The organism is Stappia sp. (assembly GCF_048268045.1).
Taxonomy (GTDB): domain Bacteria; phylum Pseudomonadota; class Alphaproteobacteria; order Rhizobiales; family Stappiaceae; genus Stappia.
On the sequence record NZ_JBLWWG010000001.1, the window covers coordinates 269,935 to 292,335 of the forward strand.

18 protein-coding genes are annotated in these 22,401 nt (G+C 66.9%); 7 read left to right on the forward strand and 11 right to left on the reverse strand.

Translation table 11 applies throughout. The features are described 5' to 3' along the window. Positions 1–19 precede the first annotated feature (19 nt). Together ACN0WF_RS01255 and ACN0WF_RS01260 are read right to left on the reverse strand one after the other, a co-directional pair. Entirely contained in the window at positions 20–823 is an 804-nt protein-coding gene (locus ACN0WF_RS01255) for an ABC transporter ATP-binding protein (RefSeq protein WP_417770949.1), read from the reverse strand. A gap of 1 nt (position 824) precedes the next feature. Further along, positions 825–1,970 carry an ABC transporter permease gene (locus tag ACN0WF_RS01260; RefSeq protein WP_417770950.1) on the reverse strand — a complete coding sequence of 382 codons (1,146 nt, stop codon included), beginning with the start codon at positions 1,968–1,970 and terminating at the stop codon, positions 825–827. Between the two features lie 236 nt (positions 1,971–2,206). On the opposite strand from ACN0WF_RS01260, the gene dgcN reads away from it, so the two are divergent. Both dgcN and dgcA read left to right on the forward strand, forming a co-directional pair. Then, on the forward strand, positions 2,207–3,220 hold the full coding sequence (gene dgcN / locus ACN0WF_RS01265) for an N-acetyltransferase DgcN (protein ID WP_417770951.1): 1,014 nt from the start codon (positions 2,207–2,209) through the stop codon (positions 3,218–3,220). Then, complete coding sequence (dgcA, locus tag ACN0WF_RS01270) at positions 3,217–4,200, forward strand: N-acetyl-D-Glu racemase DgcA (protein ID WP_417770952.1); 984 nt, start codon at positions 3,217–3,219, stop codon at positions 4,198–4,200. The genes dgcN and dgcA overlap by 4 nt, the downstream gene beginning before the upstream one ends. Before the next feature lie 12 nt (positions 4,201–4,212). On the opposite strand, the gene ACN0WF_RS01275 is transcribed toward dgcA, so the two are convergent. Continuing rightward, positions 4,213–5,397, reverse strand: a complete 1,185-nt coding sequence (locus tag ACN0WF_RS01275; RefSeq protein WP_417770953.1) for an MFS transporter — start codon at positions 5,395–5,397, stop codon at positions 4,213–4,215. Positions 5,398–5,532: 135 nt separating this feature from the next. Here ACN0WF_RS01275 and ACN0WF_RS01280 point away from each other — a divergent pair, with 135 nt between their 5' ends. Then, positions 5,533–6,819: a protein phosphatase CheZ gene (locus ACN0WF_RS01280; RefSeq protein WP_417770954.1), complete on the forward strand. Its 1,287-nt coding sequence runs from the start codon at positions 5,533–5,535 to the stop codon at positions 6,817–6,819. 279 nt (positions 6,820–7,098) lie between these two features. Beyond that, complete coding sequence (locus tag ACN0WF_RS01285; RefSeq protein ID WP_417770955.1) at positions 7,099–8,148, forward strand: DUF2336 domain-containing protein; 1,050 nt, start codon at positions 7,099–7,101, stop codon at positions 8,146–8,148. A gap of 151 nt (positions 8,149–8,299) precedes the next feature. Here the strand turns inward: ACN0WF_RS01285 and ACN0WF_RS01290 are convergent, their stop codons facing one another. From ACN0WF_RS01290 to ACN0WF_RS01300, 3 genes are all read right to left on the reverse strand, one after another. After that, a complete protein-coding gene (locus tag ACN0WF_RS01290; protein ID WP_417770956.1) occupies positions 8,300–9,286 on the reverse strand; it encodes a threonine ammonia-lyase in 987 nt (328 codons plus the stop codon). Positions 9,287–9,360: 74 nt separating this feature from the next. Further along, complete coding sequence (locus ACN0WF_RS01295) at positions 9,361–10,398, reverse strand: glycosyltransferase family 4 protein (protein ID WP_417770957.1); 1,038 nt, start codon at positions 10,396–10,398, stop codon at positions 9,361–9,363. Beyond that, the gene (locus tag ACN0WF_RS01300; RefSeq protein ID WP_417770958.1) at positions 10,395–11,198 is read right to left on the reverse strand and encodes a UDP-2,3-diacylglucosamine diphosphatase; all 804 of its coding nucleotides are present in this window, start codon (positions 11,196–11,198) and stop codon (positions 10,395–10,397) included. Before ACN0WF_RS01300 ends, ACN0WF_RS01295 begins: the two co-directional genes overlap by 4 nt. Positions 11,199–11,388: 190 nt before the next feature. On the opposite strand from ACN0WF_RS01300, the gene ACN0WF_RS01305 reads away from it, so the two are divergent. Beyond that, positions 11,389–12,168, forward strand: coding sequence for an SDR family oxidoreductase (locus ACN0WF_RS01305; protein ID WP_417770959.1), 780 nt, complete (start codon positions 11,389–11,391; stop codon positions 12,166–12,168). Positions 12,169–12,262: 94 nt separating this feature from the next. Here the strand turns inward: ACN0WF_RS01305 and ACN0WF_RS01310 are convergent, their stop codons facing one another. The 3 genes from ACN0WF_RS01310 to ACN0WF_RS01320 form a co-directional block, all read right to left on the reverse strand. Further along, positions 12,263–13,567 carry an OmpP1/FadL family transporter gene (locus ACN0WF_RS01310; protein WP_417770960.1) on the reverse strand — a complete coding sequence of 435 codons (1,305 nt, stop codon included), beginning with the start codon at positions 13,565–13,567 and terminating at the stop codon, positions 12,263–12,265. A 463-nt stretch (positions 13,568–14,030) separates the two neighbouring features. Beyond that, entirely contained in the window at positions 14,031–17,234 is a 3,204-nt protein-coding gene (locus ACN0WF_RS01315; RefSeq protein WP_417770961.1) for an efflux RND transporter permease subunit, read from the reverse strand. Next, a complete protein-coding gene (locus ACN0WF_RS01320; RefSeq protein WP_417770962.1) occupies positions 17,231–18,436 on the reverse strand; it encodes an efflux RND transporter periplasmic adaptor subunit in 1,206 nt (401 codons plus the stop codon). The genes ACN0WF_RS01315 and ACN0WF_RS01320 overlap by 4 nt, the downstream gene beginning before the upstream one ends. 380 nt (positions 18,437–18,816) lie before the next feature. On the opposite strand from ACN0WF_RS01320, the gene ACN0WF_RS01325 reads away from it, so the two are divergent. Continuing rightward, positions 18,817–19,578: a TetR/AcrR family transcriptional regulator gene (locus ACN0WF_RS01325; RefSeq protein WP_417770963.1), complete on the forward strand. Its 762-nt coding sequence runs from the start codon at positions 18,817–18,819 to the stop codon at positions 19,576–19,578. Positions 19,579–19,611: 33 nt separating this feature from the next. Here ACN0WF_RS01325 and ACN0WF_RS01330 read toward each other — a convergent pair whose 3' ends face one another. Then, entirely contained in the window at positions 19,612–20,772 is a 1,161-nt protein-coding gene (locus ACN0WF_RS01330) for a TRAP transporter substrate-binding protein (protein WP_417770964.1), read from the reverse strand. 272 nt (positions 20,773–21,044) lie between these two features. Between ACN0WF_RS01330 and ACN0WF_RS01335 the strand changes: the two genes are divergently transcribed. Continuing rightward, complete coding sequence (locus ACN0WF_RS01335; protein WP_417770965.1) at positions 21,045–21,281, forward strand: Lrp/AsnC ligand binding domain-containing protein; 237 nt, start codon at positions 21,045–21,047, stop codon at positions 21,279–21,281. A 30-nt stretch (positions 21,282–21,311) separates the two neighbouring features. Here the strand turns inward: ACN0WF_RS01335 and ACN0WF_RS01340 are convergent, their stop codons facing one another. Next, the gene (locus tag ACN0WF_RS01340; protein WP_417770966.1) at positions 21,312–22,304 is read right to left on the reverse strand and encodes a DMT family transporter; all 993 of its coding nucleotides are present in this window, start codon (positions 22,302–22,304) and stop codon (positions 21,312–21,314) included. Positions 22,305–22,401: the final 97 nt, after the last annotated feature.

Below are 22,401 nucleotides of genomic sequence, written 5' to 3' on the forward strand. Positions count from 1 at the left end.
CTGAATTCGAATCCCCGATCTAAACCCGCCGCAACGCGCGCTCGCCATTGAAATACGATTGCACCCAGGCATTGTCGAAATGCATGAGCTCATCAATCGTACCGGCGCGCAGCACCTTCTTCTCCCCTAATACAGCGACACGGTCGCAAATGGAATGCAGACTGTCGAGATCGTGGGTCACCATGTAAACGGTAAGCCCCAACGTATCGCGCAGACGGCTCACCAGGTCGTCGAAAGCGGCAGCGCCAATGGGATCGAGGCCGGAGGTCGGCTCGTCCAGAAAGACCAGATCCGGGTCGAGCGACAGCGCCCTGGCCAGGCTCGCGCGCTTGATCATGCCACCCGACAGTTCGGAGGGAAACTTCTCCGCCGCGCTGCGCGGCAGGCCCACCATCTCGATCTTCAGCAGCGCCAGTTCGTCCATCAGCCGCTGCGACATATTCATGTGCTCGATCATCGGCACCTGCACGTTCTGGCGGACCGTCAGCGACGAAAACAGCGCACCCTGCTGGAAAAGCACGCCCCAGCGCCGCTCGATGGCGTTGCGCTCGTCCGCGCTTGCCTGGTCGAGATCCGTGCCGAACACCTCGATGGTGCCGGCCTGGCGCGGTGTCAGGCCGAGGATCGCGCGCATCAGCACCGACTTGCCCGTTCCCGAACCGCCGACAAAGCCGAGGATCTCGCTCCGGTAGACGTCGAGATCGAGGTCCTTGAGGATGATCGCCTTGCCGAAGCCCACGGTGACGCCGCGCGCCCGCAGGATGACCTCCCGCTCGCCGGAGGTCGCGTCACCGGATACCGCTGTTGTGTCCCCGTCCGTCATGTCAGATCCCGATCGAGGAGAAGAAGATGGCGAACAGCCCGTCGACGACAATCACCATGAAGATCGCCTTCACCACCGAGAGCGTGGTGTGCTGCCCGAGCGATTCGGCCGATCCCGAGACCTTGAACCCCTCGACGCAGGCCACCAGCCCGATGATCAGCGCCATGAAGGGCGCCTTAACCAGACCGACGACCAGCGTGTCGACGGTGACGGCCTCCTGCATCAGCTTGATGAACACCGGCGGCGCGATGTCGAGATAGAACCAGCTCACGAGACCCGCGCCGAACAGCGCCGCCAGATCGGACAGGAACGTCAGGATCGGCAGGGCAATGATCAGCGCCAGAAGGCGCGGCATCACCAGCACTTCCGTCACCCGCAGGCCGATGACATGCAGCGCGTCGATCTCCTCGCGCATCTTCATCGAGCCGATCTCGGCGGTGAAGGCTGATCCCGAGCGGCCCGCGACCATGATCGCGGTGAGAATCACGCCGATCTCGCGCAGCACCAGCACGCCGGCGAGATCTACGACATAAACGTCCGCGCCAAACTGACGCAGGTAGAAGCCGCCCTGCTGGGAAATGATGGCGCCGATCAGGAAGCTCATCAGCATGACGATGGGCACCGCGCCGATGCACACCCGCTCGAACTGCGTGGCGAGCGACGGCAGGCGGATGCACTTGGGCCGCACGAAGACACGCGCCAGCACCGACGCCAGCGAGCCGACGATATGCAGCACCGACTTGCAGTCTTTCAGGATCTCGACGACCTGTCGCCCGGTCCGCTCGAAGACGCCAAACAGGGAGAGGGGGTGGTGTTCCGGCTCCCAGGGCGGCGGATGCAGCCGCTCGACCTCGTCCATCAGCGCCGCATGCGCCCCCTCCACGCCGTCCAGATCGACGCGCACGCCCTTGAACTCGAGGTCGCCGCGGACGCGGTGCAGCAGCCAGGCGCCGGCGGTGTCCAGTCCGGTGATGCGCGACAGATCCATGCGCAGATGCGAGCTGCGCTCGACCGGCAGGTCGCTCAGCAGGCGCTCCATGAGCTCGCTGTTGCCGATCTTCCAGGTGCCTTCGACGACGAGTCGGGCCGCGTCGCCATCCCGCTCGAGGGTCAGGCGAGGAACATCCTTTGCCACATGGGTCGTCATCTGCGCCTGTCGCCGTCCCGTTCCGCCGCCGCCCGGTTCGACCGGCCAGTCGATGCGCGGCCCTTGCCGAGCATCCCGTCGCAAACGTATACCTTGGCGGCAACGTCAGCGTCCAGCCGGCCCGCGACCTCCCGATGTGGAAGACGGCGGACCGGTGCACGCGCACAACGCCGCTCGCCGGCACGCCAACGCTTCGCCGGCAGAGTCCGGCGCCCGCATGTTCTAAGGAGTTTTCGATGGAAATCGCCCATCCCTACCTGCTGTTCCTCGGCGACGTGCCGGACGCGCTTGCCGCCAAGACCGGGCTTGGCATCGTCGACTGGCGCCGCGACTGGTGCATCGGCCAGCATCGCCTCGAGGGTTGCCAGGCGGATGCGAAGCTGCCCGACATGTCCCCGGCCGAGGCCGCGAGCGCTGGCGCGCGCACCATGATCGTCGGCGCGGTGAACGCCGGCGGCGTGCTGCCCGAGCACTGGGTCTCCTCCATCGTCGCCGCGCTCGACGCGGGCATGGACGTCGCCAGCGGTCTTCACATGCGCCTGCGCGATGTGCCGGAGATCCTCGCCGCCGCCGAACGCAACGGCCGCCATCTGCGCGACGTGCGCCATTCGGACATCCGCTTCGACACCGGCAAGGGCCACAAGCGCACCGGCAAGCGCCTGCTCACCGTCGGCACCGACTGCTCGGTCGGCAAGAAGTACACCGTGCTGGCGCTCGAGAAGGTGATGCGTGACCGCGGCTTCGACGCCGACTTCCGCGCCACCGGCCAGACCGGCGTGTTCATTTCCGGGCGCGGCGTCGCGCTCGACGCGGTCATCGCCGACTTCATCTCGGGCGCGGCCGAGTGGGTGTCGCCGGCCGGCGAACCCGATCACTGGGATCTGGTCGAAGGCCAGGGCTCGCTGTTCCACCCCTCCTTCGCCGGTGTCACGCTGGGTCTTCTGCACGGGTCCCAGCCAGACGCCTTCGTCGTCTGCCACGAGCCGACCCGCACCAACATGCGCGGCGTGAAGACGCCGCTGCCGACCATCCAGCAGGTCATCGACCTGACCACGGTCTGCGGCCGCCTCACCAACCCCGAGATCCGTTGCGTCGGCATCTGCGTCAACACAGCCGCCCTCGACGAGGCCGACGCCAAGGTGCTGCTCTCCGACATCGCCGCCGAGCACGGCCTGCCGGCGACCGATCCGGTCCGCTTCGGCTGCGAGGAGATCGTCGACCGCATCGAGAGCGAGTTCGGCAAGCCATGACCGTCACGCTCGAGGTCGCGACCGACAGCTGGCCGATCGAGGGTGGGTTCACCATCGCGCGCGGCAGCCGCACCCACGCAAATGTGGTGGTGGCGACCCTGCGCGAGGGGGCCCATGCCGGTCGCGGCGAATGCGTGCCCTATGCCCGCTACGGCGAGACCGTCGAGGGCGTCATGGATGACATCGCCCGGCTCGCCCCGGAGATCGCGCGCGGGCTCGACCGCGCCGGTCTCCAGCAGGCGATGCCGGCGGGCGCGGCGCGCAATGCGCTCGATTGCGCCTTCTGGGATCTTGAGGCGAAACGCGGCGGCACCACCGCCGCCGCGCTCGCCGGGCTCGCGGAGCCCAGGGCACAGATCACTGCCTTCACCATCAGCCTCGGCACGCCGGAAAAGATGGCGGCGGATGCCGCGAAGGCCGCGTCCCGCCCGCTGTTGAAGGTGAAACTCGGCGGCGAGGGCGACGACGCGCGCATTGCCGCCGTTCGTGCCGCCGCCCCCCAGGCCCGTCTCATCGTCGATGCCAACGAGGCATGGACCGAGGCGCTCTTCGCCCGCAACATGGCCGCCTGCCAGGAGGCCGGCGTCGAGCTTATCGAGCAGCCACTGCCCTCGAGCGCCGATGGCGCTCTCGCCACGCTCGAGCGGCCGATCCCGGTCTGTGCCGACGAGAGCCTGCACACCTCCGCCGATCTGGAGAGGCTGGCCCCGCTCTATGACGCGGTCAACATCAAGCTCGACAAGACCGGCGGTCTCACCGAGGCGCTGGTGCTTGCCCGCAAGGCGCGCGCCATGGACTTCCGCGTCATGGTCGGCTGCATGCTCGGCACCTCGCTTGCCATGGCTCCGGCCGTGCTGGTGGCGCAGGAGGCCGATTATGTCGACCTCGACGCGCCGCTTCTGCTCGCGCAGGATCGCGAGCCGGGCCTTGCCTTCGAGGGCAGCCTGCTCATCCCCCCCGGCCCCGCCCTTTGGGGCTGAGCCGGCAGGGGATCAGCCCTCGCGTCGCGTCGCCGCGGCCCTGAGACGCAGGGCCCCGGCGGCGAGCATCGCACAGCCGACGCCGGCGATCGCCGCCATGGCGAGAAACGCCGGCGTCGGGCCGATGCCATAGAGCGCGCCGGCCAGCGCCGAGGCGAGCGCCGTGCAAAGCCCGATCACCATCGAAAGCAATCCCTGCGAAAGGCCTGCCCAGCGGCGCGGCGCGCGCGCCGCCACGAAGGCGACCGCCCCGAGATGCGTCGCGCCGAAGCTGAAGCCGTGCAGCAACTGGACCAGTCCGGTGGCCAGCGGATCGACCACAAAGGGAAAAAGCAGCCAGCGCAGGATGGCCGCCGCCGCCCCGATCCCCAGGATCCCGAGCGCCCCGATGCGCGCCCCCACCGCCCCCGCATAGGCGAAGAGCACGATCTCCGTGGTCACGCCGAGCCCCCAAAGGATGCCGATGGAGAGCCCTGAAAAGCCGGCGTCCTCCCAGAACAGCGCGCTGAACGCGTAATAGGCGGCATGGCTGCCCTGCAGGACGCCCGCCCCCACCACGACGAGCAGGAAGCCGATATCCGGCAGGCCGCGGCCTTTTTCGACCGCCGCCCCGGCCCGCTCCGGCTCTGCCTCCGGCTCCATGTCCGCCGGCGAGCGGGCCTGCGGGACCGTGAGCCGCAGGCCGATGGCGAGAGAAACCAGCATGCCGCCGACGATCCCGCCGATCACCACCGCCTGCGCATGCGCCCCGGCCGCCGCCCCGCCGACGAGATTGGCGGCGATGAAGGCGACCGATCCCCACAGCCGCATCCGCCCGTATTGCCCCCTGCCCTCCCGGTCGAGGCGAGCCGCGAGCGCATCCTCGATGGGCACGAGAGGCGACCAGACGAGGGCGGCCGCAAGGAGCAGCGCGGCAATGGGCCAGAAGCCGGAGACAACGAAGAGGCCAGCGAAGGCGAGTGCGGCGAGGCCGGAGAGCACGGCGATGGCGGTGCCCGGACGCGCGTAGCGGTCGGCGAGCCCGCCGACGAGGGGATTCGCGGCCAGCCGCACGATCATCGGCACCGCAAGCAGCGTCCCGATCTCCGCCGCCGTCAGGCCCGTGTCACGCAGCACCACCGGAAAGAACGGAAGGAACAGCCCGAATCCGAAGAAGTAGGCCGCGAACAGGCCCGAGACCAGATAACCTTGCGGCATTTTGCGGGGTCCGTTTGGCGCTGAAGCCGGCCTTCTATACCGATTTTAAGGATTTGGCGATTAAACATCATCCTTGCGCGAGAGTGCCGGCGGCGCGATCCGGTTTGACGAAACGACAGGTTGCGGACGAGGAACATGGTTGAGATGGCGACGCCGGGAACGATCAGGGAAGACGACTTCGAAGCGATTCTCGTCGCCCTGTCCGAGACCGAACGCGGACGCTCGTTCCTGTCGGAATACATACGCCGCCAGCAGAAACCCGACACGCAGGTCGTGCTCGAGGCCATCGCCCGGCTCGAGAAGACGATGACGCGCGAGCGCGCGATCCCGAGCATCGACCGCATCCGCCTCGACATCGCCGACATGCAGGAAGCCATCGAGCGCACCAAGCGCGAGATCGCCAACATCAAGCACGAATCGGACGACGGAAACCGCTTCGTCGAGGCCTCCAACGAACTCGACGCCATCGTCACCAAGACGGAAGCCGCCACCCAGGAGATCCTCGCCGCCGCCGAGGCGATCCAGGAACACGCCTGGACCCTGCGCGAGGCCGGCGCGGACGAGGCCGCCTGCGACGACATCGACGCCCGCGCCACTGAGATCTTCATGGCCTGTTCCTTCCAGGACCTCACCGGCCAGCGCACCCAGAAGATCGTCAACGTTCTCCAGTACCTCGAATCGCGCATCAACATGATGATCTCGATCTGGGGCATCGAGGGCAGCAACGCCGACGAGGGCGCCTATCTCGAGGACAGCCGTCCCGACGCCCATCTTCTGAACGGTCCCCAGCTCGACGGGCGTGGCGTCAGCCAGAACACGGTCGACGAAATGTTCGGCCCCACCGACGGGGACCAGACGGAAGACACCGGTGGCGCGGCGCAGGAGAGCGCCGACAGCTTCGCCGGAACCACCGCCTCGGCCGACGAGATCGACGCCCTGTTCGCGGAAGATGACGCCGACGCGCAGGACGCCGGCAGCGAGCCGATGAACGAGGACGACATCAGCGCCCTCTTCGATGCCGACACACCGGCAACCGTCGAGGCCGACGACTTCGACGATCTCGTCATGATCGACAGTCCGGCCGTGGACGATGTCGCCTTCGTCGATGCGGAGGACGCCGACGAGGCCGCCGCCGATGAGGAAATGGACATGGAGGCGCTGATGGCCTCCTTCGACGCCCCCGCCGACGGCGGCGAGGACGACATGGCGGCCGCGATGGCCGCCGACAACGAGACTGAGACCGAAACGGAGACGGAGACGGAGACGGAAACCGAAGTCGAGCCCGAGGCGAAGGCCACGGCGGACAACGACACCGTCGCCGACGCCGTGTCGCGCCAGCTGTCGCGGATGGACGACGAGGTCGACGGCGATGACCCGCTCGAGGAGCTCTCGGCCGGCGAACGCCAGGCCCTGTTCAGCTAATCTTTCGCTTCAGGGCCTTCGCCCTGTAATTTTCTTCTTTTATTTCTTATACTTGTCGCGTGGGACAATTGAGCCCGCACAGCCGTCACAGCCCTTGCGCAGCCGCGCCGGGAAGATCACACTGCGACGGCATCGAGGCTGGCGCGTGCCGCCATCTACGCATTTTTAACATGACAGGGCGTATCCTTTCCGATGCGCTCGCGCAGGGCGCACCACCGGGCGGGCGCCGCTCCCTTGCGGAGGCGCGTGGAGACTGCCGAGGGGATTGGAAGCGGGGGCATGATCAGGCAGCAGCTGGAGGAATTGGCACGGATCCGCGAGCCGTCGGCCCGCTCCGAACTCGTCCGTCTGCTGAGCGCGCAATATGCCGACAAGCTCGAGCGCGAACCAAGCGAGGTCGAACGGACGCTGTTCTCCGGCCTGGTGCTCGACGTCTTCGACCAGCTTGACCATTCCGTGCGCCTGGACATCGTTGTCCGCCTTGCCCGCACCGACCGCATCACCTCCCCGCTGGCCGACCGGCTTGCCGAGGAATCCTTCGATCTCAGCGAACCTGTGCTCCAGCATTCGCCTGTCATCTCCGAGGAAAAGCTGGTCGAGGTCGCCCGACACCGCAGCGACCGTCACCGCCTGGCGATCGCCCGCCGCCAAAACGTGCCCAACCGCATTTCCGACACGCTGGTCGCGCGCGGCGGGTTTCAGGTCATCAACGCGTTGCTGCACAACGACGGGGCCGCTTTCAACGTGCGCGCCCTGCTTGCCTTGCTGATCCAGTCGAACTCCGACCCGCGCCTTCTGGCGGCCCTTGCCCGTCGCTGCGCCGGCGACGATCTTTTCCGCGAGGAGCTGCGGATGATTGGCGAGGCCGATTGCCCGCTGATGCCGCCGGAGCTGGAAAAGGCGCTCGACGACCCCGACCGGCTCAGGCAGATCGCCGACCGCGCGGTCACCGACAAGCGCGAGGCCGAGATGGAGGTCGATGGCGAGACCCTGTCCAAGCACGAGGTGCGCATCCAGATCGCGGCCGGAGAATTGAGCTTCGAGACCATTCTCCTGACCTTGATCGAGCGTCAGGACATGGACGCCATCATCTGGCTTGTGGCGCGCCACCTGAGCCTGCGCGAGAGCACCGTGCGCGACACCTTCGCCTCACAGGCCGACGGCGCGGTGGCGCTGCTGATGAAGGAAACCGGCATCCGCCCCAAGTCCTACGGCGCGTTCCTGCGCTTCCGCTGCGCCTGGCTCGGCGTCGGCACCTCGAGCGTCGCCCGGGACGTCTACCTGTTCCGCACCATGCGCCACCCCGGCTCGCCACGCGCCTTCAACTAACGCCGCCAGCGCCAGCCCCCGCCGTTCCCCAGGCCCCCCCCAGGACGTCGCCCCCTCTCCTGCGTCACCCCGGGCTTGACCCCGGGCCCAATCCACGCCCCCGCGCGCACCGCCCCGGCCAGGGCACCAACCCTGGCCGATGACGGGTGTCTTAGCCGGCGAGTGCGCGGGCGAGCATGGCGCCGTCGATGTTGCCGCCCGAAAGCGTCAGCGCCACCGTGCGCCCTTTCACCGGCAGCTTGCCACTCAGCACGGCGGCGAGCGTCACCGCACCGCCGGGCTCGACCACAAGCTTCAGCTCCCGGAACGCGAAGGCAACGGCGGCGAGGGCTTCCTCGTCGGAGACCGCGAGCGCGCGCTTTGCACGGCGTCGGGTGATCGCAAAGCCGATTTCGCCCGGCATCGGCGTCAGCAGCGCATCGCAAATCGAGCCGCTGGAGCGCGCGTTGGCGACCCGTTCGCCGGCGGCGAGCGAGCGGCCGTAGTCGTCGAACTCGGCAGGCTCCACCGGCAGGAACTCGCAATCGGGCGCCAGCGCCTCAAGCGCCAGCGCGATGCCGCCGGTCATGCCGCCGCCGCCGGCGCAGGTCAGCATCGCCTCGACGGCCAGGCCGCGCTCGGCCGCCTGTTCCACCACCTCGACGCCAATGGTGCCCTGCCCGGCAATGACACCCAGGTCGTTGTAGGGATGCACCAGCGTTGCCTGCTTCTCAGCGGCAAGCGCCTGGGTGATCGCGTCGCGGTCCTCGCTGGCCCGGTCATAGGTCACGATCTCCGCCCCCGAACGGCGCGTGCGGAAAAGCTTTGCCTCCGGCGCATCCGCCGGCATCACGATGGTCGCGGGCATGCCGAGGATACGGGCGGCCTCCGCCACGCCCTGGGCGTGATTGCCGGAGGAACAGGCAACAACGCCGCGCGCCTGATCTGCCTCGGGGATCATCGACAGCCGGTTGAAGGCGCCGCGAAACTTGAAGGACCCGGTGCGCTGCAGGCTCTCCGCCTTGAGCAGGATCCGGCCGCCGGTCAGTTCGTCGAGAAAGGCGGACGAGATCAGCGGCGTCAGCACCGCTTCGCCCGCGATGCGCCGGCGCGCATCGAGAATGTCCTGAAAAACCGGTGCCTTGACGTTGATACCCATGCCGCTCTCCTTCGCAAGATCATTCAATCGGTACACGATCGGGGAAGGCCGTTGAAGCGCGAAACGCGGCGGCGTCAGGCGGCGGCAGTGGTGGCGCGCGCTATTTCCTGCGCGTGCATGCAATTGTCGATGAATTGCCCGGTGCTCTTTTCCCAGGTGTAGGAAAGCGCCAGCTCGCGACAGCGAGCGGAAGGGATGTCGAGCGCGGCAAGCGCGGCGGCGCCGAGATCCTCGCACAGCACGCCGGCATCCGTTCCCCCGATGATGTCGATCGGCCCCATCACCGGGAAGGCAGCGACCGGCACCCCACAGGCAAGCGCCTCCAGAAGCACGTTGCCGAAGGTATCCGTCAGGCTCGGGAAAACGACCACATCGGCGCTGGCATAGTGGCGGGCGAGGTCTTCCCCGTACTTCGATCCGGTGAACAGCACGTCCGGATAGTCCGCCTTCAGCTCGCCGAGCTGCGGCCCCCCGCCGACGACCACCTTCGACCCGGGCAGGTCGAGATCGAGGAAGGCGGAGATGTTCTTTTCCACCGCAACCCGACCGACATACATGAACACCGGTCCCTCGACATCGGCCGGCAGCACGCTGTCGCGGTGGGGACGAAAGAGGTCATGGTCGACACCTCGCGACCAGCGCATCAGGTTGCGGAAGCCCCGCCCGGCAAGATCCTCCTCCAGCGTCCGCGTCGCCACCATGCAGCCGCTGCCGGCGTTGTGAAACCGGCGCAGCCAGCCGTAGGACCAGGAGACCGGCACGGGCATGCGCGCCGAGAGGTATTCGGGAAAACGGGTGTGGTAGCTCGTGGTGAAGGGCTGGCCGGTGGTGCGCGCCACCCGCGCCGCCAGCATTCCCAGCGGGCCCTCGGTGGCGATGTGCAGGTGCTCGCAATCGAGACCGGCGATCCGCCGGCGCAGGCTTCCCGGTGTTGTCAGCGTCAACCGGATCTCCGGGTAGGTCGGACAGGGAACGGTGTAGAAATCGGACGGCGACAGCACCACCACCCTGACGCCGCGACGCTCCAGCTCGACGACCGTGCGCTCGATCGACCTCACGACGCCGTTGACCTGCGGATGCCAGGCGTCGGAGACGATGAGCAGCGATCTCATGCGGCCACCTGCGGGCGGCCGAGCTGCCGGGGTTCCGCAGCAACGGCGGAGCGGTCCGCCCAGCGGATGATCTCGAAGGTGCCGTCGTGATGTTCGGCAACGGCCGTGCAGCTTTCCACCCAGTCGCCGGTGTTGATGTAGCGGGTGCCGAACTCGCGATGGTCGGCGGCATGGTGGATATGCCCGCAGATCACCCCGTCGACCTTCTGGCGCGCCGCCTCATGGGCGAGCGTTTCCTCGAACTTGCCGATGAAGCTGACAGCGTTCTTCACCTTCAGCTTGGCCCAGGCCGACAGCGACCAGTATTGCAGGCCGAGACGGCGGCGCATCACGTTCAGCACGGTGTTGAGGTTGAGCGCCGTGACATAGGCCCAGTCGCCCAGAAACGCGAGCCACTTGGCGTGGCGCACGACGACATCGAACTTGTCCCCGTGGATCACCAGGAAGCGCTTGCCGTCGGCGCTTTCATGGATCGTCTCCTCGACAACCTCGATGCCGCCGAAGTGGGTGCCGAGGAAATCGCGCAGGAACTCGTCGTGATTGCCCGGCGTGTAGATGATGCGCGCGCCCTTGCGGCCCTTGCGCATCAGCTTCTGCACCACGTCGTTGTGCGCCTGCGGCCAGTACCACATGCGTTTCAACCGCCAACCGTCGACGATATCCCCGACCAGATAGATCGTGTCGGCGTCGTTGTGGCGCATGAAGTCCAGCAGAAGATCCGCCTGGCACCCTCGCGTGCCGAGATGGATATCGGAAAGGAAAATCGCCCGGTAGTGACGCGGGGCCGGCTCGACGGACATGGCGCGCTCCTGACAAGTGTTGGAGCCTTGATCCACGATTCCGATCTCAGGAATGTGACAGGCGCGACGATCCGTCGTCGCCAGGCCTGCCCGCGCCGGCCATGGACGCGCGCCCGCCCGATCCGCTATCACGGTTGGCAAGGCGCAAACCCGGGCCGGCCCGGATGCGTGCAGCACAAGGAGATATCTGATGGATCTTGGCATTTCCGGTCGCACGGCGATCGTTTGCGCGTCCAGTCGCGGGCTGGGGCGCGGGTGCGCCGAGGCGCTCGCCGAGGCGGGCTGCAATCTCGTGATCAACGGTCTCGACGCGGTTCGCCTCGACGCCACCGCCAGCGACCTGCGCGCCCGCTACGGGGTCGAGGTGACGCCGGTCGTCGCCAATGTCTCGACGCTCGCGGGCCAGAAAGCACTGCTCGCCGCCTGCCCCGCCCCCGACATCCTGGTCAACAACAACGGCGGCCCGCCACGCCGCGACTATCTCGATCTGGACCGCGAGGCGATGATCGACGGCGTCATCCAGAACATGATCTCGCCGATCGAGATGATCCAGCAGGTGGCCGAAGGCATGGCCGAGCGCGGCTTCGGGCGGATCGTCAACATCACCTCGATCTCCGTGCGCATGCCGCTCGACGGGCTCGACCTGTCGAGCGGCGCCCGCGCCGGACTGACCGCCTTTCTGGCGAGCATCGCCCGCCGCTACGCCGGGCGTAACGTCACGATCAACAACATCCTGCCCGGCAAGATGGACACCGACCGCCTGCGCGGTGGCCTGGAACGCGCCGCGGAGCTCTCCGGCACCTCCGTCGACGCCGCCGGCGCCGCCCAGATGGCGGAGATCCCGGCGCGCCGCTTCGGCACGGCCGACGAGTTCGGCAAGCTCTGCGCCTTCGCCTGCTCCACCCACGCCGGCTACATCACGGGCCAGAACCTGCTGATCGACGGGGGCCTCTACCCGGCCGCCTTCTGAGCCGGCGAGAACGACGCAAGAAAAGGCCGGCGGAAGCTTCCGCCGGCCTTTGTTTTCGAAATTCTGTCACGCGAATTGCCGGAATTGCAGCCGCTCAGTAGCCGCGCGCCGGATCAAGGCTCGGCCGTGGCAATGCCCCACCCCAGTTGTAGCGCACCGACGCGGAGACAATGTTGACGCTCGAATCCGCGTTGCCGACGTAGCTGCCGAGAGCCGGATTGTAGTCCTGATGGGTGCCGCTGATGTTGATCGGCGTGTCCTTCGACCAGATGTAGGTGTAGCCGAGGTCGAACGCCAGATTGTCGCTGAAGCGATAGGACGCGCCGGCAGACAGCCAGTAGCGGTCGTTGTCGGGCAGGCGGGTCGAGCGGATCGAATCGTCGATCGGCGAGATCTCGTAGGCAAGACCACCGCGCACCGTCAGGTCTTCATTGATGTCATATTCGCCGCCGAGCGCGAAGAACCAGCCATCGCTGTAATTGAACTTCAGCGTCTGCACCGTCGCACCCGAGGCCTGCGCATAAACGCGCGGCGCCTTGAGCCGGCTCCAGTTGCTCCATTCAACCGTGCCAAACAGCCGGAACTGATCGGTAATGCGCTGTTTCACCGAGAGATTCACCGAGTCCGGCGTAATCAGGTTGGCGCCGATCGCCGGCGTTCCGGCCGGTGACTGCAGGCTGCCGCCAAGCTCATGCACGATGCCGGAGCGGTAGCCCAGACCGACCTCGGTTCCCGCCATCGGCTTGTAGGTCAGGCCGGCGGTGACGCCGAAGCCGATGTCATCGCCCTCCAGGATGCCCGAGGGGAAGCCCGGCACCGTCGGAATGCCGGTGGCCAGGCGCACCTTGAGCTGCTCGATCTGCAGGCCGAAGCCGACGGCAAGCTGCTCGTTGATCTGATAGGAGATCATCGGCGTGACGTTGAGCGAGGAAACCTTTGACGTGCGCGAGTAGAACTGGCCCGCCCAGTTGTAGTTCGGCTTGGTCGACAGGCCAAAGGGCGCGTTGACGGAGAGGCCGAAGACCACCTGGTCGGTGACCCGATAGGCCATGTAGCTTGCGGGAATATAGGCGTCGGAACCGATGTCGCCGGACGGCGCGGTGCTCGCCGGAACCGGCACGACACCTGGCGTGAAGGTGCCGGTGATCTCGGAATTCGGAACAATCGCAGTGTTGTGGGTTTCGGACGTGAAGCCCGCGCCGGCCCCCGAAAGCGCCGCCGGGTTCCAGAACATGGACGAGATCGACGGCCCGGTCGTACCATAACCGGCGAACGACATGCCCTGATAATAGGAACTCTGCTCGCGCAGCGCAAAACCGCCCGCATAGGCTCCCGTCGCGCCGACACACAAGGCGACCGCAGTCGCCGAAAGCAATAGAACCCTGCGCTTGCTTGCCATGTCTGCCATTTCCTCCCGAAGCGGCCTTCGCCGGCATGCCCCTGCCGGCAATTACGTTTACGTAATCGTTACCAACCAAAACGAGAGAAGCAAGCCGGGAAATTTCCCGAAAATCCGGGGATTTTGCAGCGCGAGATCGCGAAATATTGCCAATATCGTTAGGAAATGCACGTTTTACGTGCAATGAAAAATATGCTCAAGATATTGCTTTCACGACACTTTCATGAACGAATCCGAAAAATTCAGAAATTAATTCCAAAATCGATCAACCAAGTACTCCCGCAATGCAGCAATGCTTTCATCGCCGATCGTTGCCGGAATGACACAGGCACCCGCCTTGAACGCCCCAAGCCGATCTCCAGGGGCGCAAGGCCTCGACCGCCCGCCCCGAACCGGCCCCGGGATGGGGGAGCCGAAAGGCCGGAGGGGCGGGCGGCGCGGCGTGGCGGAATGACCTCGCGGGTCACTCCGCCGCGTGGGGCAGAGCCGGTGCGGGGGCCGTTTGACGCTCTGCCTCAACTGGATTTTCCGTGTGTGCGCTGGCCGATGCGGCATCGCCGCCAGCCCCGCGACCGGTCTGGCTCGCCATTTCCGCCTCGGTCTTGTCGAGGCGGCGGCGGAACCACAGGGCATAAAGCGCCGGCATGAAGACCAGCGTCAGGACGGTCGCCACCGTCAGCCCGCCGATCATCGAGATCGCCATCGGCCCCCAGAAGATATTGAAGGTGAGCGGGATGAACGCCAGAACAGCGGCGAGCGCGGTCAGAATCACCGGGCGTGACCGCCGCACGGTGGACTCGACGATGGCCTGCCGCATGGTCGCTCCCGCGCCGAGATCATGCTCGATCTGGTCGGCCAGGATCAGCGTGTTGCGCATCACCATGCCCCCCAGCGCGATGACGCCGAGAATGGCGACGAAGCCGAAGGGCGCATCCGTCAGCAACAGCGCCCCCACCGCTCCGACCAGCCCGAGCGGGAAGGTCAGAAAGACCAGCACCATCTTCGAGAACGACTGCATCTGCAGCATGATCAGGAACGCCATGGCCAGCAGCATCAGCGGGAAGACGGCAGCCAGCGCCGTGTTCGCCTTGGCCGATTCCTCGGCCGCGCCGCCGGTGTCGATCCGGTAGCCGGCGGGTAGCCCCGCCTCGATCTCGCGCATCGCCGGCAGCAGCGCCGCGGTGACGTCGGGCGCCTGCACGCCGGGCGCCACATCGGCGCGCACGCTCAGGACAGTCTCGCGGTTGCGACGCCACAGGATCGGCTCCTCGGCCTCATAAGAAATCCTGGCAACCTGCGAAACAGGTATGGCCCTGCCGTCGCGGACGCGAAGCACAAGATCACCGAGATCTCCGAGCGCGGCGCGCTCGGCTTCCGTTGCGCGCACCACGACGCCGACCGAATGGCGGCCGTCGCGCAGGGCCGTCGCCTCGACACCCGACAGAAGTGCCTGCAGCGACTGGCCGATCTCGCTCGTCGAAAGGCCCAGCGCCCGCGCCCGGTCCTGGTCGACCTCGAGACGGATCGACTTCATCTTCTCGCCCCACTGCAACTCGGTGAAGCGCGTGTCCGGATGGGCGCGCATCTTGTCGCGCACCCGCTCTGCGATCCGATGCACCTCTTCGCGATCCGCGCCGATGACGCGGAACTGAACGGGAAAGCCCACGGGCGGGCCGAGCTCGAGCCTGTTGACCCGCCCGCGCACAGGGCCGGGCGCGGTCTCGAAATGCGCGCGCAGCTGCTCGGTCAGCCGCGCCGTGTGTTCGCCGCCCTTCGACTGGGCGAGGATCATCGCGTAGCTCGGGTTCGGCAGCGCCGGATTGTAGGCGAGGAAGAAGCGCGGCGCGCCCGCCCCCACGTAGGTGGTGAAATAGTCGACATCGGGATTGTCGGAGAGCATTGCCTCGATCTTGCGGACCTCGGCATCCGTCGCCTCGAAGGAGGCGGATTGCGCGCCCTGGAGTTCGATCAGCACCTCCGGCCGGGAGGAACTGGGAAAGAACTGCTGCTTGACGAAGCCCATGCCGTAGCCAGCCCCACCGATGAGGGCGAAGGTGGCGAGCACCACCGGCAGGCGAAAGCGCACCGCACCGGAGACCAGACGGCGGAGCCGGTTGTAGGAGGGCGTCGCATAGATCGCCTCCTCGTCATGATGCCCGCTTTCCGCCGCCTTGCGTTCCAGCGAGCGCGGCAGCAGCATCATGCCCAGATACGGGGTGAAGACCACCGCGACGATCCAGGAGATCAGCAGCGCCGTGGTCACCACCCAGAAGATGCCGCCTGCGTATTCGCCCGCCGCCGACTTGGCGAACCCGACGGGAAGGAAGCCCGCAGCCGTCACCAGCGTGCCGGTGAGCATTGGAAAGGCCGTCGATTCCCACGCATAGGTGGCGGCCCGGAAGCGGTCCCACCCCTGCTCGATCTTCACCACCATCATCTCGATGGCGATGATCGCATCGTCGACCAGAAGACCCAGCGACAGGATCAGCGCCCCGAGCGAGATCCGCTCCAGGTCGATGCCCATGCCCATCATCACGACGAATGTGCCGGCCAGGGTCAGCGGCACCGACAGGGCAACGATAATCCCGGTGCGCAGGCCGAGCGAGGCGAAGGACACAAGGAGCACGATGGAAATGGCGGCGACGAACTTGAGCAGGAACTCGCCGATGGCTTCCTCCACCACTTCCGGCTGGTTCGAGACCTGGTGGAGTTCCGCCCCGACCGGAAGCTGCGCCTTGAGCTCACCGGCCTTCTCGTGCAGCAGCTCGCCGAGATCCAGCACGTTGCCGCCGTCGGACATGGCGATGCCGATCATGACCGCCGGCTCGCCATCGTAGCGTGCCACATAGCTCTTGGGATCCGCGATTCCGCGCGACACGCGGGCGACGTCGCCAAGACGGAATGTCTTGCCGCCGGCCTCGATCGGCACCGACGCCACCGCCTCGACCCCGTTCAGGCTGCCGCTGACGCGGATCTCGACGGTTTCCGCCGGCGTGTCGACCGAACCGGACGGCACGACGGCGTTCTGCGCCGCGAGCGCGTCGAAGATGGCGCTCGCGGGAATGCCCAGGGTGGCGAGCTTGGAATAGGAGATGTCGACGTAGATCTTCGGATCCTGCTCGCCAAAGAGCTGAACCTTTTCCACGCCGGGAACCCTGAGGAAGCCCTGACGCAGGGTCTCGGCGAGATCGGAAAGTTCGATGGCCGAGGCGCCCGGCGCGGTCAGTGCGTGAACCTGGACGAAGACGTCGGCGTATTCATCGTTGAAGAAGGGACCGAGGACGCCGGACGGCAGCTCGGAGCGGATATCCCCGACCTTCTTGCGCACCTGGTACCAGAGCCCCTCCACATCGGCGGCCGGTGTCGAATCCTTGAGAACCACCTGCGAGGCCATGAAGCCCGGCCGCGCGTAGGTCTCGATACGCTCCAGATGAGGAAGCGTCTGCAGACGGGTCTCGATCCGGTCCGCGACCTGGCCCTGCATCTCCTCCGCAGTCGCCCCCGGCCAGGCGGCCGTGACGACCATCACCTTTACCGTGAAGGAGGGATCCTCGTTGCGCCCGAGATTGACATAGGCATAGACGCCCGCCGCCGCGATGACGAGGATGAAGAAGAGCACGAGCGCCTGATGTCGCAGGGCCCAGGCCGACAGGTTGAAGCGGCTCACTGCAGCGCCCCCACGGCGAGCGCGCCGGAGGACGTCGCGCCAGCGGCGGTCGTGCCACTGGCCGCGCGCTGCACCACGCGGACCTCGAGCCCCGGGTCGAGACGGTGCACTCCCATGCTGACAACATCGTCGCCGACTGCGAGATCGCCGGCGATCACCGCCCGCTCGCTCTCGATGCGCCTGACCGTCACCGGAACCGCGCTGACCCGCCTGGCATCGGCCTCGGCGCGCCACACGCGCGCCGCCCCGCCTTCGTACCAGACAGCCGACAGCGGCACGGAGAGACCTTCATGCGCGGCTTCCGGCGAAAGCGCGACCGTCGCCGTCATGCCGAGACGCACCGCCGCGATCGGAGCGTCGAGCGCATAACGCGCGGTGAAGCTTCGCGAGGCGCTGTCGGCCTGCGGCGAAACCTCGCGCAAGGTGGCGGGAAAACTGCGGCCGGGTGCGGCCCAGAGCGACACCCGGGCCGTCGCGCGGTCCAGGTCGGCGATCCTTGCCTCGGGAATGGCGACCTCGATCTCGCGCGCGCTGCCTCGCGTGACCAACGCCACCGGCTGGCCGGCGGTCACCACCTCGCCGGGTTCCGCCCGGACCTCGGTGACAACGCCGTCCGCATCGGCGCGCAAGACAGCGTAGGAAAGCCGGCTCTCGGCAAGGATGCGCGCCTCGCGCGCGGCCTTCAGCGTTTCGCGTGCCGCATCGGCGGTCGCCTCCGCCCGGTCGAGCGCCGATTCGCTGACATGCCCCTTGTCCTTGAGTGCGGCGACACGGGTGAGGTCCTCGGCGCTGCGGCGCGCTTCCGTCTCCGCCGCCCGCTCCCGCGCCTTCTCCGCCCGCAGGCTGGATTCCAGGTCCGTGGCATCGAGGCGCGCGATCACATCTCCGGCGCGAACGCTTGTTCCCGGATCGACGAAGCGCTCGGCAATCTTGCCGCCGGTGCGAAAGGCCAGCGGCACCTCGAAGCGAGCGCGAACCGTGCCGGAATAGGCAAGGATGCGGGCGGCCGCGCTTTCGACCGGCTCGACCCAGACGGCACGGACCTCGCCCTGCCCGCCCGTCTCCTCGCTCGCCTCAGGCTGGCACCCGGCGAGGAAAACCGCGGCAAGGAGCCCGACCGAAAGGCGCAGGCGGCCGTACGTCCGCCCAGATGACGCGGCGGTTTCTTCCCCGGCGCGGGTGGCGGTGTGATTGTCTCTCATCGTCTTTCCCTTGCCAGGCTGGAACCGCCGCGCGTCTCGATCCGCGACATCTTGCGTTCCGCCAACATCACCCCTGCGGCCGCCACGATGACAAGCCGATGCCCGAACGGCATTTCGCACATATTGTCTGTCGAATGACGATTGTCAATATTCGTCAGGAGACATATGTTCAACTGCGGACGTTGACGTCGGGGTGAGAGGTGCCCATGGTATTCTGGTGCGCACGTCAGTTGGACGCACCGGAGCATGGCCACCCCAGACAGATGGAACCGGCAAGGCGCTGGATGCGTTGATGAAAGACGAGGCAGGCCAATGATCGCGCCTGCCGGCGCTGAAACCGAGAACAACAGTCAGGCAGGGCCGGAGCCCGCATTGGACAGATGAGCGAAACAATCGAGAAGACGGTCCATCCGGTGGAAACCCCGATGACCCACGAAATGGACCCGCGCGATGGCGGGTCCCGCGATGGCTCGACTTCGAGCGCGGCAATCGAAATGCGCCGCCGCATCGTCGAGAAGGCGAGCGAACTGTTTCACATCTACGGCTTCCAGAAGACAACCGTCGCCGACATCGCGCGCGAACTCGGCATGTCGCCGGCCAACGTCTATCGATTCTTCTCGTCCAAGGCTGCTCTGACCAAGGCCGTCGCGGGGCTGGTGACCTGGCAGGTTCGCCAGCAGATGCAGAAGGGCATGGAGATGCCGGCGCAGACCTGCGCCGAGCAGCTGCGCATCATGGTGAAAAGTCATTTCCACTACATGCGCGACCGCTACACGGACTTCCGCAAGATCCACGACCTGCTCGAGGCGGCCATGGAGGAAGCCTGGGACGTCGTACAGGTGCACAAGGAAGAGGAACGCCGCTCCTTCGCCGCCGTCATCCGCGAGGGCATCGCCAGGGGCGAGTTTCCCGAACAGGACGCCGACAGCGCGGCGATGCTGTTCCAGCACTCGCTGCTGCTTTTCTTCCACCCGGCGCTGGTCGCGGAAACCTGCCGCTGCCTGCCCGAGGGCCATCAGGACCTGCTGTTCGATCCGCTGGTGGATTTCTCCATCGCCGCCCTGCGTGACGGGCGGTATCGCGAGGTGCCGGAGGAGGTGAAGAGGATCTTCACCGATCCGTCGATCTCCTCGGCGAATTGATGGCGCAATGGCGCCGCGAACGTACAGAAATCCTCAGAAGTAGACGCCGCGGCCTTCCAGGAAGAGCCGGCGGGAAGCATCGCTCCACGGTGCGATCCGGTTCATCGCGCGGAAATAGCTCTTGAAGATGTCGCGCGCCAGATCACCGTCGGCGCCGAGCCCGGAAACCACATCGCGCGCCGTCGAGCGCAGCGCCTGGACAATGTCCTGGGGATAGACGCGGATCGAAGCCCCGTCCTCCTCGCGCAGCGCCCGCAGCGCGTCGGCGTTGATCCATTCGCTTTCGGCAAGCGACAGAACCGTCTCCGCCCGGCACGCAGCCCGCACGACCGCCTTCAGGTCGCTTGAAAGGCCGTCGAAGGCAACCGCATTGACGAGCGCCTCGTTTGCCCCGTTCGGCTCGTGGAAGCCGGGCGCGTAGCAATAGGGAGCAACGGCTGCGAGCCCGAGCGGACGGTCGCTCGCGGGACCGAGGAATTCCGCCGCATCGATCAGTCCGCTCGACAGCGCCGGGATCAGTTCGCCGGGCGGCAGCGACACGGGCGTTGCGCCGAGGCGCCGCATGACCTCCCCGCCAAGGCCGGGCATGCGGATCTTGAGCCCCTGAAGGTCCTCCAGCCGCTCGACCGGACGCCGATACCAGCCGCCGAGCTGGCAGCCGCTGTTGCCAGCCAGAAACGGCCGGACGCCGAAGGGCGCATAAAGCGCCTCCCACAGCTCCTGCCCGCCGCCACGCTCGATCCAGGTCACATGCTCGCCCGGCAGCATGCCGAAGGGAACGGTGGCGAAGAACGCCGCCGCCGGCATCCGCCCCTGCCAGAACGCGGGAGAGGCATGTCCCATCTGCGCCGTTCCGGAGGCAACCGCGTCGAACACTTCCGCCGCCGGCACCAGTGCCCCGGCGGCAAAGAGGCGCACCCGCATGCGGCCGCCGCTCAGTTCCGCGATCATGTCGCAAATGCGCTGCGCCGAGGCGCCCTGCCCCGGCAGATCCGCCGGCCAGGCGGTCGCCATCTTCCATTCGATCGTGGTCTGCGCCAGCGCCGGACGCGCGAGCGAGGCCACGACCCCCGCCCCGGCAAGCCCCAGCGCCCCGCGTCGGGTCAGCCCGGCGGCGCCGGCAGACTTGGCCGGCCGCGGACCGGAGATCTCGCGGCACTCGGCATCGGCATCAGTGGGGCGACGGGTCGTCATCGCGTCTTTCCGTGGTCGTCTGTTTTCCGTGGTCGTTTCGCACCGCCCTGTGCGACCCGCGAGCGAGCCGAACGGTCCCGTTTTCATGGCAGGTTCCGGCCCATGCCGCAACTTTCCAGCCTCCGCCATCCCCCCTTTGACCGACAGAAAGCACAGGAGACGCGGATCGGCGGCCGGCACGCCACTTGCCGAGCGTGCCCGCTTCCGCTTCACTGGCGGGCAACCCAAACCGGCGCCGGCCACCCTGCGCGAGCGCCGCAACGGAGAGAAAGATGATCCCGTTCTTCGTCATGATCAAATGCCATCTCGGCAAGGCTTACCAGGTCGCGAATTCCATTGCTGACGCCGAAATCGCCTCGGAAATCTACTCGACGGCGGGTGACTACGATCTCATGGTCAAGTTTTACGTCGAGGATGAGACCGATATCGGTCATTTCGTCAATGAGAAGGTACATCCCTTCGACGGCATCCTCGACACCAAGACAATCATCACCTTCAAGGCGTTTTGAGCCCCACGCGAATCGCTGCGGCGGCTCGGGTCAGACCTTGGACGGCGTTACCGTGCGCCGCTCCTTCGAGCGGTCGAGCCCGAGCGCCCGCTCGCGGAAGATAACGAAAACGCCCGCGCCGATCACGATCAGGGCTCCGGCGATCACCTCCACCGACGGCACGTCGGAAAAGACCAGCCAGCCGACGATAACCGTCCAGAGCATGGTCGAATAATCGAAGGGCGCGATGGTCGAGGCATCGGCGAAACGGTAGCTGCTGGTGAGCAGGATCTGCCCCACGCCGCCAAGCAGCCCCATGCACAAAAGCATCGCGAAATCCGTCGCATCCGGCATGATCCAGCCGAAGGGAGCGCTCATCAGCGCCATGATAGAGGTCACGCCGGCGAACCAGATGACGATGGTCGAGGTCCGCTCCGTGCCGGTGAGCCGCCGCACGGTGATCATCGCCAGCGCCATGAAGACGGCCGAGGTGAAGGCGAAGGCCGACCCGGTGGCCGTCTCCGGTCCCTCCACCGAGCCGCCCAGATGCGGCGACAGGATGATGAGAATGCCGATAAAGCCGACGACGACAGCGGACCAGCGGTAGATGCGCACCGTCTCGTGCAGGATCAGCGCGGCGAAGACCACGGTGATCAGCGGGGCGGCAAAGCTGATCGCCGTCGCATCCGGCAGCGGCAGCCGGGCAAGGGCGGCGAACCAGAAGGTCATGGCCAGTCCGCCGACAACCGCTCGGCTGATATGGCCCATCGGCCGCTTGGTATGGAAGGCGCCCGGCAGTTCGCCCCGCCAGGCCGCCATCGCCAGCACCGGCAGGATGCCGAAAAAGCTGCGGGCGAAGATTATCTCGCCCACCGGATAGCGCGCCGACAGGATCTTCACCAGCGCCACCATGCCGGTGAACAGCAGCGCCGACCCCACCTTGAGCGTGATGCCGAGCCTGGGGTTGTAGTGGTTCAGATCGGGTGAAGACTTCGGCCCGGGCACGGGCGCGCTGCTGGAAGACGACGCGCTCTTGGAAGACATGAAGGAGGTGTCCGGGCTGGAGGGGCTGCGGGCGGCAATCGCGATATCCGCGCGCCCTGCTCTCGGTGGGAAGGAGCGGACCCGAGGACCGCACCCA